Genomic DNA, 14,121 nt, shown 5'->3' with positions numbered 1-14,121 from the left:
AAAAAATCATGAAAAAATTATCATTTTTATTTCTATTTTTTCTGTTTACAATTGCCCATGCACAATGTAATATTACAGGAAAATCTAGTATAGAAAATCAAGCTGAAGAAACCTACTCTATTGCCAACGAAATTGCACAATGCAAAGATTGTCATCTTTGGGTAGGAGTTGGCTCCAACGCAACAATTGTGGGAGACAACCGACAAAATTCTGTGAAAATAAAAGCAAATTCCGCGGGTAGACAGATAATTTCTTTGGCCGTTCTGACCTCGCAAGGTTTGATGCAGTGTAGTAAAAATATAGATATTACCGATGGAAAAACTAGCATCAAAAATTCAAAAATCACCACCAAAGAACCAGAACCAACAGTAGATTGCAACGTAAAAATAAGTGATTTTAAAGAGGTAAAATATTCTGAAAACATCGTTTCATTTTTTCCCATAGGAGAAGATCTGCAATTTAAATATATTTGGACAGCCACCTATTTCGATGGAAGAGAAGTAGTTTCTAAAGAAAAAATTCCGCAATTTCCTTTTACAAAAACTGACGGAATAAGAACTGTAAAGCTGCAGATGATCTCTGATAATTGTTTGAAATCATTATCTAGAAGCTATGAAAATAATTATTGGCAATACTTTTAAAATATAGAAATACTCCTCTTCAATCAAATGACAAAGATTCTCTTACTTTCTGATACACATTCTTACCTAGACGATCGTATTTTAGAATATGCAAAAAATGCTGATGAAGTATGGCATTGCGGAGATTTTGGAATAAACGTTGCCGAAAAACTGGAGAAAATAGCAAAAGTGCGTGGAGTTTACGGTAATATAGATGATGATTTTATAAGAAAACACTATCCAGAAACATTGTCTTTTAAATGCGAAGAAGTATCTGTTTTGATGATTCATATAGGTGGATATCCTAATAGGTATACATCTTTAGCAAAAGAGAAAATTGCCGAACACCAACCAAAAATTTTCATTACTGGGCATTCTCATATTCTTAAAGTAATGAATGATGCAAAAAATAATCTATTGCACATGAATCCTGGAGCTGCAGGAAAAATAGGATGGCATCAAACCAGAACAATGCTAAAATTTACCATAGACGGTGAAAAAATAGAAAATTTGGAAGTAGTAGATTTTGGCGCAAAATAATTTTTTAAAATGAAAATTGGAGATTCCATATCTTATTTAAATGAAAACAAAACCGGAAAAATCATAGGTCTTGCAATTAATTCTGTTGATGTTCTAGATGAGTTTGGATTTAAAGAAACCTTGAGTTTGAATGAAATAGTGCTGCGAGATCAAGACTTTTATTCTAAAATTCACATAGAAAAAAAACCGGAAACATCTAAAATTAAGTCTAAGAAAAACAATAGTATTATTAAAATTTTAGATCTTCATTTTCATCTATTGGTGAAAAATCCAACCGCTTATTCACCACAAGCAAGGTTGCAAATACAGAAAGAAGCTCTTTTGGAAATGCTGGATTATTGTAAAAAAAATCCTATAAAAAAATTAAATATCATCCACGGCATTGGCGATGGTACTTTGCAAGCAATGGTTTTTGATTTGTTGAAAGGTTACACCAATTTGGAATACGAAGATGAAAATATTTTCCATCAAAGTTCTGGCAGTGTGATGGTTACTTTTAGATAAAATTCAATTAAAATATAGTCGTTTTATTTCTTTAAATTTGCACATCATTATGCAGAAACTCAATTTACTATTCACGAAAGATGGTTTGCAATACCAAATTTGCAAAGGAAAAACAGTGCAAAAGGAAATTTTCTATTTCCCTGATGAAAATTCTCACGCAGATTTTATTTCTACAAAATTAGATGAAATTTTATCGAAAGAAGATTTTCAACAGATACAAGTAATTTCCGCACTCAACCACTTTTCTTTGCAAAAAGACTCCTTCACCAATCATGAAAATGGTTTGGATTTAATCGCTTTTAATGCAGATGTAGATAAGGAAAATGAGGGATTAATGCTATCTATCAATAAAAAATTTGAAGTACAGTTCTATTATTCCTTTCCGAATGAATATTACAACAAAATAAAATCATTAAATTTACCTACAAATTTTAACTTCTCTGGAGAGAATTTTTTACAAAAAATAAATGTAAAAAATCATAAGGAAATTCACATCAATTTATACCATCATCAATGTGAATTTTTAGCTTTAGATGCGAATAAATTAGTCTTGTATAATAATCTAGACATCAACTCTGAAGTAGATTTTCTTTATTTTGTAATGTTTACGCTTAGCAAAATAAATTTTGGCCTAAAGGAAACAAAATTTTTCGTGTATGGCGAAACTACCGAAAACGAAACCTTCATTTCTGAATTGAAAAAATTTGTAAATAATCTAGATATTGTTTTTGATAATATTCATCAACAAAATTTTATTTTATCTTAAACCTTCATATAATTCTAAATTAACAACCATAATAATTTCAAAATATGTACAGAATAATCTCCGGAAAATGGAAAGGTAAAAAAATAGCTGCACCCAAAAATTTTGACGTGAGACCAACTACAGATTTTGCTAAAGAAGCACTTTTTAGCATCATAGAAAATAGATATGATCTGGAATTTATTTCTGTTTTAGATCTTTTTGCTGGTATTGCATCAATTAGTTTTGAGTTTGCTTCTCGCGGTTGCAAAGATATTACCGTTGTAGAAATGGAAGCAAAGCATACCACATTCATCCACAAAACTGCGGCAGAGATGGAAATGTCTTTGGATATCAACATACAAAGAGCAGATGCTTATGATTGGTTGAAAAAAAATAGAAGTAAAAAGCAATATGACGTTATTTTTGCAGATCCACCATTTCTGGAAACGGATGAGAAAAAATACACAGAAATATTAAATACAATCCAGAAAAATAATTATTTAAAACCTGGTGGTGTGTTAATTCTGGAACATCAAACACGTTTAAAATTAGAAAACGAATTTTTAATTGAAGATCGTAAGTATGGGAATATAACTTTTAGTTTTTTCCAGTTTCCTGACGTTGATGCTACACTAAAAGAAGAATAAAAATTTAAAATTGATTTTATGGGAAAATTATTCACCGTTTCGTTATTATTTTTTATTGTGAATTTTTCCTTAGCTCAAAATTCCAAAACCCAACGGTTAGATAGCCTTTTTGCCGCTTTGCAAAGTGAAAATGCTTTTAATGGAAATGTTTTAATTGCTGAAAAGGGTGTTATTATTTTCGAGAAAAGTTATGGTTTTGCTAATGAAGAAAATAAAATAAAATTAAATCTTCAAACAAAGTTTGAACTTGCTTCAGTTTCTAAACAATTCACTGCCATGGGAATTGTATTATTAGAGAAAAAAGGGGATTTGGAATATACCGACAATATTTCAAAATATATTCCAGAATTAGCTTCGTATGGGGAAATTACCATAAAAAATTTGTTAAATCACACTGGAGGTTTACCAGATTACATTGAGATATTTGACCAAAAATGGGACAAAACAAAATTTGCAACAAATGAAGATATTGCAACGCAATTCGCAAAATATAAACCTACACCAGATTTTAAACCAAATGAAAAATATGAATACAGCAATACTGGATATGCTATTTTAGGACTAATTATTGAGAGAGTTTCTAAAAAATCTTTCGGTGAATTTTTAAAAAACTATATATTTAAGCCATTAAAAATGGAAAATACTTTTGTGTACAGAAGTAGATTTCAACCAGAAAAAATTAAAAATCATGCAACTGGTTATGTAATTGATAGTTTAGGAAATAAAGTTACAACCGATAGTTTTGGAAAAGATTATTATACTTATTATTTGGATGGTATTGTTGGAGATGGAATGGTAAATTCTACTTTAGAAGATTTACTAAAATGGGACAGAGCATTACAAAATAATATTTTAGTAAATGACGATGATAAAAATCTAATTTTTTGCAATTCACAAACTTTAGATGGAAAAGACAATAATTACGGTTTTGGTTGGATTTTGGCAGACTCCAAAAAATATGGAAAAATTGCCTATCATTCTGGTGGTTGGGCAGGATATTCTACATTTATAGAAAGAGAAATATCTAACGATAAAACAATTATACTTTTACAAAATAATTCTATACCATCTACAGTAATACCAGCAGCAGAAGTGAGGAAAATTTTGTACAATGAAGCAATTATATCTAAAAAGAAAATTGAATTAAAGTCTGAAGATTTGGATAAATTTTTGGGTATTTATTCTACACCCGATTTTCCATTAAAAATAACCCTAACAAAAAAAGATTTTATTTTGTTTGCAAAAGCAACTGGACAAGAGGAATTTCCGTTGGACGCTTATGAAAATAATACTTTCAAATTTATTCCCGCAAACATAACGATCGAATTTATTCCGACCACTAAATCTTTTATATTTACACAGGAAAACAGTAAAATAAAATTTACTAAAGAATAACTGAGAATCTATAGCACTTTCAATTCCAACTGAATACTTCTACCAAAGAATTTTTTCGAAATTTTTTCGAAATTTTTGGTGATGTCGGATAGGTAAAAATCGTATGTTGGCGCTGTATTTTTTTCGTTTAATAAATGATTATTCTCCAAAACCATTTTCAATTCTGCGGCTACAATATTGGGAGAATCTATCACTCGCACTCTATTGCCATAGAAATGCTTAATCTCATCTATCAACAAAGGATAATGTGTGCAGCCTAAAATTAAAGTTTCTATATTCTTCAATTTTTTATTGCTCAAATAATGATAAATAATAGAATTTGTAATCGCATGATTTTTCAAACCTTCCTCTATTGCAGGAACTAAAAGTGGAGTTGCGAGTTCGTCAACTTGAATAAATTTATTGTGCTTGCGTATAGATTTTCTGTATAATGCAGAATTTACCGTTGCTTTTGTGGCAATTACGCCAATATTATTGTGCAATTCAAAAGCTACTTTTTCAGCAACAGGATTGATGACATCAATAACTGGAATTTTTGCATCTACCAATTCTAAAACTTCTTTCAAGGCATTTGCAGTGGCAGAATTGCAAGCAATAACGATTGCTTTGCAGTTCTTATCCAACAAAAATTGAGTGATTTTGATACAATAACCGATGATGGCCTCTTTAGATTTTTCGCCGTAAGGCAAATGTTTTGTATCTCCGAAATAAATTAGGTTTTCATTTGGCAAAACTCGTTTTATCTCTTTTGCCACCGTTAGTCCGCCCACTCCAGAATCAAAAATTCCAATGGGTTGGTTGCTTGATAAATGACTGTAGTCGATTTTTTTACTTTTCAAGAAATAAAATTTAAAACAAAAATAAGGTATTTTTTACTAATTAATATTGAATTTAATACAAAGTGCAAAAATAGATGGCAAAAAATTTAAAAGCAAAATTCTAGATTAAAAATAAATCTGAGACAATTCCATCTGCTAAAAACCAATGTTTTTCCGGGATTTTCAAGTAATCATTTTCTATCAATAATATTCCTTCCTCTATTTTGAATTCAATTTCTGATGTTATTTTTTCTATCAAATCCAACGAGAAGCGATTTTTTAATTCTGCTAAAGAAACTCCCCAACTTGTGCGCAAGCCTATCATCAACATTTCATTTAATTGCTCTTTTTCTGATAGAATTTCTACTTCAGAGGGAATTGTGTTTGCAGAAATTTTATCCAAATAAATTGAATTATTAGCAATATTCCAGCTTCTTTTTAAATTTCCATCATAAGAATGTGCAGATGGACCAATGCCTAAATATTCTCTACTTTGCCAATAAGCAGTATTGTGACGAGATTGAAAACTTTCTTTTCCAAAATTAGAAATTTCGTAGTGCTGGAAATTATTTTCTTTCAAAAATTCTGTCATGTAGAAATATGCTTCATTTTGAAAATCGTCTTTTGGAGCTTCCATTTTTCCAGTTTTTACCCAATTTTCCATCGCAGTTTTTGGTTCAACCGTCAATGCATAACTGGAAACGTGGGGAACTTGCAAATCTATTATGGTCTTTAAATTTTGCTGCCAATTTAAAAAGCTAGAACTCGGCGAACCATAAATTAAATCTACACTCAAATTTTCGAATCCGAAATCTTGACTCCGTTTTATGGAATCTAGCGCTTCATTGGATGTGTGAGCTCTATTCATCAACTTCAAATCTTCTTCAAAAAAACTTTGTGTACCAATTGATAGTCTATTGAATTCTGTAGAAGAAAGTTCTTGCAAAAATTTTTTATTCAAATCATCGGGATTGGCTTCCAGTGTAATTTCTATATCATTTTGAAATTCAAAATATTTTGAAACCTCATCAATAATAGATTTTAAATGATCTACTTTTAAAATACTTGGAGTTCCGCCTCCGAAATATAAAGAGGCCAGACTTTTGTTCTGCAATTCATCTTTACGCAGATAAATTTCTTTTTTTATAGCATTTACCATTTCATCTACTTTGGAAGTAGATGTAGAAAAATGAAAATTGCAATAACTGCATTTTTGTTTGCAAAAGGGAATGTGAATGTATATCATAAAAAAAGCTCCGAAGAACGGAGCTTATATATTTTAATAATGAAAATTTTAATATCTAAAACCTCTAGCATTGATAAAGTTATCAAAATTATATCCTAAACCTAGCATGAAACTGTTTCCACCATAAGTTTGAATATCTGATAAACCAAGATTATAAGTAGCCCCAATCATCAAATTGTTCAATTTTACTTTTACAACTGGAGAAATACTCAATTGCTGATTATCAAATCTATTTTGTACAGATCTGAAACTCGCTCCTGCAGAAAACGAATTGAAATCGCTTTTTACAGTTGCCATCAAATTATAATCTGTCATTCTTGTAGAGTTGGTATTCAAATTAATTAAAGCTGAAGGTGTTACATAAAATCCTTCCGTAATGTAATAATCATAACCTAAATTCAAGAATATTTTTATTGGTGATGGTTCTACGTTATTTACAATAGATTGGTCATTATTAAGAGCGATATCGTTAATAGAAGCTCCACCAAAAATCCCTTTATATTTTGCAGCTAAACCAAAGTTTGCATATAATAAAAATATGCTGCTATCAGAACCTTGCAATAAAGGATCATTAGAATTATCTGTGTTTAATTTAGTGTAATCAAAATTAGCGTTGTATGCAGTAACACTAGTACCGAAAGAGAATTGATCTTGTCTTTCTCCTTCATCACTTAATGGAATAAAGTAGGATGCACCTGCAGTAATACCACCAGCATTGATAGGACCATTTTGATCTCTGAATACAGAAATACTTGCTCCTACTCTATCAAAAATATTTGCGTGAACTCCAACAGACTGTACGTTTGGGGATTCGCTAAATTTTGAAAATTGTTTTTGATAGTTGGCGTTCACGTGCACTTGATCTGTACTACCATATTGAGCTGGATTGAAGAGAAAATCCCCATCTAGCAAATATTGTTGATAATATGGTAATGTTTCTTGTGCATTATATGATCCTGCCAGTATAACCAGACAAATGATAGCATAAAGTTTTCTCATAGCAAATATTAATTTCCGTTCAACAAATATAAAAAAATTCTTTTTATAAACTTACCTTTCTAAATAAATTCTCCATTTTTTTATTGCATTTTCCATATCCAATGGCATTGGACTTTCAAAATACATCTCCTTTTTGGTTGTTGGATGCACAAAACCTAGCGTGTGAGCATGCAATGCGTGACGAGGCAAAACTTGAAAAGCATTATGGATAAATTGTTTGTATTTAGGAAGATTTTGGCCTTTTAACGGGATATTTCCTTCATAACGCTCATCATTGAAAAGAGTATGCCCAATATGTTTGAAGTGCGCTCGTATTTGATGCGTTCTTCCAGTTTCTAATTTGCATTCTACCCAAGTGATGTAGCGCAATCTTTCTATTACTTTGTAGTGCGTAACAGCGTGTTTTCCAAAATCACCGTCTGGAAAAACCGCCATTTGCATTCTGTTTTTTACGTGTCTTCCTATATTTCCAGTTATCGTTCCCTCGTCTTCTTCTACATTTCCCCAGACAAATGCCCAATATAATCTTTTGGTTTTTCTATCGAAAAATTGTTTTCCAAGATGGCTTAGAGCGTATTCATTTTTTGCAACTACTAATAGTCCAGATGTATCTTTATCTATTCTATGCACCAAACCTACTCTATCTAAATCAGATTTTTGATTATTTTTTTCAAGATGAAAAGCCAAAGCGTTGATCATAGTTCCATCCCAATTTCCATGTCCTGGATGTACAACCATATTGGGTTCTTTATCTATTACGATCACATCATCGTCTTCATAAACAATTTTTAAAGGAATATCTTGCGGAGTGATGAGATTTTCCCTCGGCGGATGTGCCAAAAATATAGAAATTTGGTCTTCTGGTTTTACTCTATAATTTTGTTTCACAGGTTCACCGTTTACGAGAACGTTTCCTGCTCTACAAGCTTGCGAAATTTTATTCCTAGTAGCATTTTTGCGAAAAAGCATCAAGTATTTATCAATTCTCAATGGATCTTGGTTGCCATCTACAATGTAATTAAGATGTTCGTACAAGCCATTATTTTCCTCATCATCAGATTCGCTTTCTGATTGTGCTATATCTAAAAAATCGTCTTCTTTTTCTTCTATCATTTCTTTTAAAATAAAAAGCTTCAACAATTTTGCTGAAGCTTTAATTATATCTAATACTAAATTATTCCATCGTCATACCACCTTTTGGCTTCGGTTTATCTGCCGGTTTAGACGTGGTCGGTTTTGTTTCGGTTGGTTTTTTTACAGTTGTTGGTTTATTATCAACAGGTTTTTTTGTAGCATCTGGTTTTACAGGAGCTGGTTTTTCAATTTGTTTATCTGGAGTTGGTGGCACATCACTGTCCGGTGTAAATACTGGATCGTTATAAGAAGGTATTTCTTCATATCTAATTGGTGCCAAAGTAGTATCTATTTTCATTCTGTAAATAGAATTTAAATAAGAAATTTTACCACCTAATTCCGCAGGAGTTTTCTTACTTGCCCACAAATCTATCTGCATTCCTTGATCTCGTATGCTTCCACCAGCAGGATCTTGATAATAAATGATATCATTTGCATCTTCTTTTCCGTCTTCATGCTCTATTAAACCTGTTTCGAAAAGGTTGTTTGCAATCATAGCTTTTGCTTGGGCAACCGTCATTCCTACTAAATTTGGAACGCCAATATTACGCAATGGTCCAGAACCTATCACTAAATCTATGGTTGAAAATCTTTTTAATAATGTTCCAGGTTTCAAAGTATTGCCATTAAACATCATTCTTATTACGGCATCTTTTTGTATACTTGGTTCAAATATTGTATCGCCTACTTTTAACCCTACAGATTCTAATTGCCTAAAAGCCAACCCTTTGTAAGTATCCAAAATATCCGGAACCTGCACTGGAGCATAACTTCTAGGATTTACTTTTAAATAAATAGATCTCCCGTTTTTTACTCGTGCACCAGGCTTAGGAAAAATATCTAAAACTTGAAATGGTCTATAGGCAGGGTTATAATTTCCACTATCTATATCATAAGCAAGTCCCGCATCATCTAGTTGTTTTATAGCTTTTTGCATCGTTAAATTCACCACATTTGGCACAGGTGTTTCTTCCCCATGCTTTGTATGGTACTCTAGCCAACGAAATGTAAGCCATACCAAGCCACAAAATATTACTGCTGCCACAATTATATTCACAAGAACTTTCCAATGGAAAAGCGATTTCAGCATAATTTTCTACTTTATTTATGGACAAAGATAATTAATAATTTTAAATTTTAAATTGAGCCTTATTAAATTTTGAAAATAAAAAAAAATAAGACTAGAAAGTATTCCTCATAAAATTCTCGAAATTCACAAAAATCATTAAATTTGCATTTATAGATAATATATTATGCCGAATAGAAAAAATATAGCCGTAGTGATGGGCGGATATTCTGATGAATATGTAGTTTCCTTAAAAAGCGGACAACTAATCTTTGAATCTTTGGATAGAGAAATTTACAATGTATATAAGGTTGTTATTTTGCAAAACGATTGGTATTTTATAGACGATAGAGGCGAGAAAACACCCATAAACAAAGCAGACTTTACCGTAAAATTAAGCAGTGGCTTTGAAGTGAAGTTTGATGTTTGTTTTAATATCATCCATGGATCTCCTGGAGAAAACGGCTTGCTACAAGCATATTGGGATTGTATCGGACAAGTTTATACTGGTTGTAATTTTTACCAAAGCGCACTTACTTTTAATAAAAAAGATACGCTTGCAGTTTTATCTAAATATAATATACCATCTGCAAAAAGTATTTATTTAAGAAAAGGAGATACTATTTCTGGTGAGCAAATTATAGAAAAATTAGGTCTTCCCGTTTTTGTAAAGCCCAACCAATCTGGTTCTTCACTTGGTATTACAAAGCTAAAAGACATTAATAATCTTCAAAAAGCTCTAGACTATGCTTTTGCAGAAGACGATGAAATTTTGATAGAATCTTATCTAGAAGGTATGGAAGTTTCTGTAGGAGTGATAGATTTTCGTGGTGAAACTGTGGTTTTAGGCATCACAGAAATAGTATCTGAAAACGAATTTTTTGATTATGAAGCTAAATACGAAGGTGCTTCGCAAGAAATTACACCTGCAAGAATAGATGATGAAACCAGAATAAAAGTTGAAAACATTGCTAAAAAAGCCTATGTATCTTTGGGAATGAGCGGTTTTTCGCGTTCCGAATTTATCATCATGAATGGCCAACCTTACATGCTAGAAATTAATACAAACCCAGGTTTTTCTCCGGCAAGTATTCTACCTCAGCAAGCAAAGCATTACGGAATTTCTATTAAGGATCTTTGTGGTTTTGAAGTAGAAAAAGCTTTGAAAAAATAATCTAAAATTTATGAAAACAGCTATATTCCCTGGATCTTTTGATCCTATTACTATCGGACATTTTGATATTGTAGAAAGAGCATCGCCACTTTTCGATAAAATCATTATCGCCATTGGGCAAAATTCTCAAAAAAAATACATGTTTACTCTAGATCAAAGAATGGAATTCATCAAGAAAACATTCAAAGATTTCCCAAATGTAGAAGTAGATTCTTTTGAAGGTTTGACCATAGATTATTGTAGAAGTAAAGATGTAAATTTCATCCTTCGAGGTTTAAGAAATCCCGCCGATTTTGAATTTGAGAAAGCCATTGCACAAACCAACCGAGAATTAACACAAGATAATAAGATAGAAACTATTTTTCTTTTAACTTCTGCTAGCAAATCCTTTATTAGTAGTAGTATTGTGCGAGAAATTATATCTTTTAAAGGCAACTATGAGATTTTAGTTCCAGATTCTGTACGCGTTTAAATGCCAACAATCCATTATATTTGATGATTAATTTTCAATATTTTAAAAAAAACTAAAATTTGATTCAAGAAAATTTAAATTTTATCATAGAAATTTTAGGCACAATTTCTTTTGCAATGTCGGGTGCTTTTGCGGCAATGCAGAAACGTTTTGATGTTTTTGGGGTTTTAATTATCGCTTTTGTAACCTCTGTTGGTGGTGGTACTATTCGCGATTTACTTTTGGATCAACCCGTTTTTTGGACAAGAGATATTTTCACTTGTGGTGTTATATTTCTAAGCACCTTGGTTGCAATTTTCGTAAAATCCATCGAGAAAAATTTTAAAGTAACCCTATTTCTATTTGATAGTATTGGATTGGGTTTATTCACCATCATCGGAATCCAAAAGGGACTTACCGCAGATCTTCACCCCATAATTTGCATCACTTTGGGTACAATTACGGGTTGTTTTGGTGGTATTATTAGAGATATTTTATTGAATAGAATTCCATTAATTTTCCGAAAAGAAATTTATGCGACTGCTTGTATTGTTGGTGGTGCTGTTTTTATTATTCTAGAAAAATATTCTAATTTCACGCTAGGTTTTGCGCAAATTTCTACCATCGCGGTAATTTTCACCATTCGTACTTTAGCATTAAAATACGATTGGCAAATGCCGAAAATATATAGTTATCAAAAAAATGATGAGGGTTAATTGCCCAATAAATCTGGCCTCCTCTCTTCTGTAATTCTCAAGGCTTCTTCATATTTCCAATCTTCAATTTTTGCTGTATCTCCGCTCAAAAGAATTTCTGGTACTTCTAAATTTTTATAAATTTTTGGTCTTGTAAAAATGGGTGGTGAAAGCAAATCATCTTGAAAACTGTCCGTCAAAGCGCTTTGTTCATCATTCAAAACTCCTGGAAGCAATCTTATTATTGAATCTGCCAGAACGCATGCCGCTAATTCTCCACCAGTTAGCACAAAATCTCCGATAGAAATTTCCAAGGTTACATGCAAATCTCGCACACGCTGATCGATGCCTTTATAATGTCCGCAAATGAAAAGCAAATTTTCTTGTATAGATAATGTGTTCGCCGTTTTTTGATTCAAGGTTTTACCATCTGGTGTGAGATATATTATTTCATCATAGTTTCTGGCAGATTTTAATTCAGAAATACATTTATCTAAAGGTTCTACCATCATCACCATTCCAGCTCCTCCTCCATAAGGTTCGTCGTCTATTTGTTTGTGTTTTCCGATGCTCCAATCTCTTAATTGATGAAAATTAACTTCTACCAAACCTTTTTCCACAGCTCTTTTCAAAATAGAAGTTTGAAACGGACTTACCATTAATTCTGGTAAAACACTGATGATATCTATTCTCATTGCTCAGTAGGGTTTTTTTTGTTTGATAAAATAATAAGTCTTAAGGAAGAATCTTTGTTGATGTAGCTCCACATCCAATTGAAAAATGTGGCAATTTTGTTTCTTACAGATAAAATTAACATTAAATGCAGAAACATCCAAAAATACCAAGCAAGTAGGCCTTGAAATTTGAATCTTGGCAGATCTACCACAGCTCGGTGTTTACCAATGGTTGCCATAGAACCTTGATCGTTATATTCATATTCTTGCCAATCTTTTTTCATTTTTTTCATGAAATTTTTTGCAAGATTTTTCCCCTGGTTGATGGCCACATTTGCTACCTGCGGATGTCCTTTTGGATAAAGTGGCGTTTCCATGTAAGCAATATCTCCGATGGCGAAAATATTTTTTGTCCCGATGATTTTGTTGTAACGATCTACTTTATATCGATCTCTTTGCAAAGTATTTTCTGTAAATCCATCAATAACATTTCCTGTAACTCCAGCCGCCCAAATCACATTATTTGAAGCTATATTTTTCCCGCTTGCCAGGAAAACTTTATCTCCGTCATAATCCGTAACTCTTTCTCCGCTCAAGAAATCTACGCCCAATTCTTTCAAATATTCTTCGGATTTTGTTTGAGCTTCTTCACTCATATTTGCTAAGGGATTTTCTGTAGAACTTACGAGAATTATTTTTAATTCATTAAAATTCATGTGTGGATAATCTCTTGGCAAGATATATTTTTTCATCTCAGAAAATGCACCTGCCAATTCCACACCAGTTGGTCCGCTTCCTACGATTACGATATTCCAATTTCCATCATCACTTCTATTTTTTTCGATAATTAACTTCTCGAAAGTGAGCAAAATATGATTTCTAATTGAGATGGCTTCTTGCGTGTTTTTCATTCCAAAGGCCAGATGTTCCATTTTATCATTTCCAAAGAAATTAGTTTTACAACCAGTCGCAATTACGAGTTTATCATAATTAAAAACACCCTCTTCACAGATGATTTTATTTTCCTCGGGTATAACTTTTTTTACCGCGGTCATTCTGTACTGCACATTTCTAGAACGCTGAAAAATTTTGCGAAAGGGGAAAGAAATATTAGATGGTTCTATCCTACCACAAGCTACTTGATAGAAAAGTGGCTGAAACATGTGGTGATTTACCTGGTCTATAACCATCACTTTGTGCCCCATTTTTCCGTTGAGTTTGCGGGCAAATTGTAAGCCAGCAAAACCGCCTCCAACAACGATAATTTTTTCTCGCATCTGTTTTAATTAAGCTCAAATTTACGGAAATATTAGCGATTGTAATTGATTAAAAAATTAATTTGATTACAATTTAACCATAGAATTCAATTAATTATAAAACAAGTGATAAATAATTAATTTTTTTTATTTTGTG

16 protein-coding genes are annotated in these 14,121 nt (G+C 31.9%); 9 read left to right on the top strand and 7 right to left on the bottom strand.

What is annotated here, in order from left to right; translation table 11 throughout:
- The first annotated feature begins 8 nt into the window (after positions 1 to 8).
- The 6 genes from HNQ03_RS02080 to HNQ03_RS02055 are packed head-to-tail and all read left to right on the top strand — an operon-like array spanning position 9 to position 4,451.
- Positions 9 to 641, top strand: a complete 633-nt coding sequence (locus HNQ03_RS02080; RefSeq protein WP_173777990.1) for a hypothetical protein — start codon at positions 9 to 11, stop codon at positions 639 to 641.
- A 27-nt stretch (positions 642 to 668) separates the two neighbouring features.
- Positions 669 to 1,160, top strand: a complete 492-nt coding sequence (locus tag HNQ03_RS02075; RefSeq protein WP_173777989.1) for a metallophosphoesterase family protein — start codon at positions 669 to 671, stop codon at positions 1,158 to 1,160.
- 9 nt (positions 1,161 to 1,169) lie between these two features.
- Positions 1,170 to 1,664: a Smr/MutS family protein gene (locus HNQ03_RS02070; protein ID WP_173777988.1), complete on the top strand. Its 495-nt coding sequence runs from the start codon at positions 1,170 to 1,172 to the stop codon at positions 1,662 to 1,664.
- 49 nt (positions 1,665 to 1,713) lie between these two features.
- Entirely contained in the window at positions 1,714 to 2,430 is a 717-nt protein-coding gene (locus HNQ03_RS02065; RefSeq protein ID WP_173777987.1) for a DUF3822 family protein, read from the top strand.
- 44 nt (positions 2,431 to 2,474) lie between these two features.
- Positions 2,475 to 3,056 (top strand): 16S rRNA (guanine(966)-N(2))-methyltransferase RsmD, encoded by a 582-nt coding sequence (gene rsmD / locus HNQ03_RS02060; RefSeq protein ID WP_173777986.1) that lies wholly within the window; start codon positions 2,475 to 2,477, stop codon positions 3,054 to 3,056.
- 18 nt (positions 3,057 to 3,074) lie between these two features.
- Positions 3,075 to 4,451, top strand: coding sequence for a serine hydrolase domain-containing protein (locus tag HNQ03_RS02055; RefSeq protein ID WP_173777985.1), 1,377 nt, complete (start codon positions 3,075 to 3,077; stop codon positions 4,449 to 4,451).
- Positions 4,452 to 4,459: 8 nt separating this feature from the next.
- On the opposite strand, the gene murI is transcribed toward HNQ03_RS02055, so the two are convergent.
- The 5 genes from murI to HNQ03_RS02030 form a co-directional block, all read right to left on the bottom strand.
- Positions 4,460 to 5,290, bottom strand: a complete 831-nt coding sequence (gene murI / locus HNQ03_RS02050; RefSeq protein WP_173777984.1) for a glutamate racemase — start codon at positions 5,288 to 5,290, stop codon at positions 4,460 to 4,462.
- A gap of 100 nt (positions 5,291 to 5,390) precedes the next feature.
- Positions 5,391 to 6,515, bottom strand: coding sequence for a radical SAM family heme chaperone HemW (gene hemW, locus HNQ03_RS02045; protein ID WP_173777983.1), 1,125 nt, complete (start codon positions 6,513 to 6,515; stop codon positions 5,391 to 5,393).
- A 48-nt stretch (positions 6,516 to 6,563) separates the two neighbouring features.
- Entirely contained in the window at positions 6,564 to 7,514 is a 951-nt protein-coding gene (locus tag HNQ03_RS02040) for a PorP/SprF family type IX secretion system membrane protein (RefSeq protein ID WP_173777982.1), read from the bottom strand.
- A 51-nt stretch (positions 7,515 to 7,565) separates the two neighbouring features.
- A complete protein-coding gene (locus HNQ03_RS02035) occupies positions 7,566 to 8,627 on the bottom strand; it encodes an RluA family pseudouridine synthase (protein WP_173777981.1) in 1,062 nt (353 codons plus the stop codon).
- 61 nt (positions 8,628 to 8,688) lie between these two features.
- The gene (locus HNQ03_RS02030) at positions 8,689 to 9,738 is read right to left on the bottom strand and encodes a PASTA domain-containing protein (RefSeq protein ID WP_173777980.1); all 1,050 of its coding nucleotides are present in this window, start codon (positions 9,736 to 9,738) and stop codon (positions 8,689 to 8,691) included.
- Between the two features lie 163 nt (positions 9,739 to 9,901).
- Between HNQ03_RS02030 and HNQ03_RS02025 the strand changes: the two genes are divergently transcribed.
- The 3 genes from HNQ03_RS02025 to HNQ03_RS02015 all read left to right on the top strand — a co-directional run bounded on the left by HNQ03_RS02025 (position 9,902) and on the right by HNQ03_RS02015 (position 12,055).
- Positions 9,902 to 10,888, top strand: a complete 987-nt coding sequence (locus HNQ03_RS02025) for a D-alanine--D-alanine ligase (RefSeq protein WP_173777979.1) — start codon at positions 9,902 to 9,904, stop codon at positions 10,886 to 10,888.
- 10 nt (positions 10,889 to 10,898) lie between these two features.
- Entirely contained in the window at positions 10,899 to 11,360 is a 462-nt protein-coding gene (gene coaD / locus HNQ03_RS02020) for a pantetheine-phosphate adenylyltransferase (protein ID WP_173777978.1), read from the top strand.
- 62 nt (positions 11,361 to 11,422) lie between these two features.
- Positions 11,423 to 12,055, top strand: coding sequence for a trimeric intracellular cation channel family protein (locus tag HNQ03_RS02015; RefSeq protein ID WP_173778056.1), 633 nt, complete (start codon positions 11,423 to 11,425; stop codon positions 12,053 to 12,055).
- Here HNQ03_RS02015 and trmD read toward each other — a convergent pair.
- Positions 12,052 to 12,729, bottom strand: coding sequence for a tRNA (guanosine(37)-N1)-methyltransferase TrmD (trmD, locus tag HNQ03_RS02010; protein ID WP_173777977.1), 678 nt, complete (start codon positions 12,727 to 12,729; stop codon positions 12,052 to 12,054). The two genes, HNQ03_RS02015 and trmD, sit on opposite strands and share 4 nt — an antisense overlap.
- Complete coding sequence (locus tag HNQ03_RS02005) at positions 12,726 to 13,985, bottom strand: NAD(P)/FAD-dependent oxidoreductase (protein WP_173777976.1); 1,260 nt, start codon at positions 13,983 to 13,985, stop codon at positions 12,726 to 12,728. The genes trmD and HNQ03_RS02005 overlap by 4 nt, the downstream gene beginning before the upstream one ends.
- Positions 13,986 to 14,121: the final 136 nt, after the last annotated feature.

This window comes from Frigoriflavimonas asaccharolytica (assembly GCF_013294015.1).
GTDB classification, from domain to species: domain Bacteria; phylum Bacteroidota; class Bacteroidia; order Flavobacteriales; family Weeksellaceae; genus Frigoriflavimonas; species Frigoriflavimonas asaccharolytica.
The sequence above is the reverse complement of the archived record's forward strand: the minus strand, read 5'-3'. Positions and strand labels throughout refer to the sequence as shown.

What these genes read in the sequence shown, in the direction of transcription:
- coaD (WP_173777978.1), top strand. Translation starts at nt 10,899, where the DNA reads ATGAAAACAGCTATATTCCCTGGATCTTTTGATCCTATTACTATCGGA.
- HNQ03_RS02080 (WP_173777990.1), top strand. Translation starts at nt 9, where the DNA reads ATGAAAAAATTATCATTTTTATTTCTATTTTTTCTGTTTACAATTGCC.
- trmD (WP_173777977.1), bottom strand. Translation starts at nt 12,729, where the DNA reads ATGAGAATAGATATCATCAGTGTTTTACCAGAATTAATGGTAAGTCCG.
- HNQ03_RS02040 (WP_173777982.1), bottom strand. Translation starts at nt 7,514, where the DNA reads ATGAGAAAACTTTATGCTATCATTTGTCTGGTTATACTGGCAGGATCA.
- HNQ03_RS02070 (WP_173777988.1), top strand. Translation starts at nt 1,170, where the DNA reads ATGAAAATTGGAGATTCCATATCTTATTTAAATGAAAACAAAACCGGA.
- HNQ03_RS02005 (WP_173777976.1), bottom strand. Translation starts at nt 13,985, where the DNA reads ATGCGAGAAAAAATTATCGTTGTTGGAGGCGGTTTTGCTGGCTTACAA.
- HNQ03_RS02055 (WP_173777985.1), top strand. Translation starts at nt 3,075, where the DNA reads ATGGGAAAATTATTCACCGTTTCGTTATTATTTTTTATTGTGAATTTT.
- HNQ03_RS02030 (WP_173777980.1), bottom strand. Translation starts at nt 9,738, where the DNA reads ATGCTGAAATCGCTTTTCCATTGGAAAGTTCTTGTGAATATAATTGTG.
- rsmD (WP_173777986.1), top strand. Translation starts at nt 2,475, where the DNA reads ATGTACAGAATAATCTCCGGAAAATGGAAAGGTAAAAAAATAGCTGCA.
- HNQ03_RS02025 (WP_173777979.1), top strand. Translation starts at nt 9,902, where the DNA reads ATGCCGAATAGAAAAAATATAGCCGTAGTGATGGGCGGATATTCTGAT.
- hemW (WP_173777983.1), bottom strand. Translation starts at nt 6,515, where the DNA reads ATGATATACATTCACATTCCCTTTTGCAAACAAAAATGCAGTTATTGC.
- HNQ03_RS02075 (WP_173777989.1), top strand. Translation starts at nt 669, where the DNA reads ATGACAAAGATTCTCTTACTTTCTGATACACATTCTTACCTAGACGAT.
- HNQ03_RS02065 (WP_173777987.1), top strand. Translation starts at nt 1,714, where the DNA reads ATGCAGAAACTCAATTTACTATTCACGAAAGATGGTTTGCAATACCAA.
- HNQ03_RS02035 (WP_173777981.1), bottom strand. Translation starts at nt 8,627, where the DNA reads ATGATAGAAGAAAAAGAAGACGATTTTTTAGATATAGCACAATCAGAA.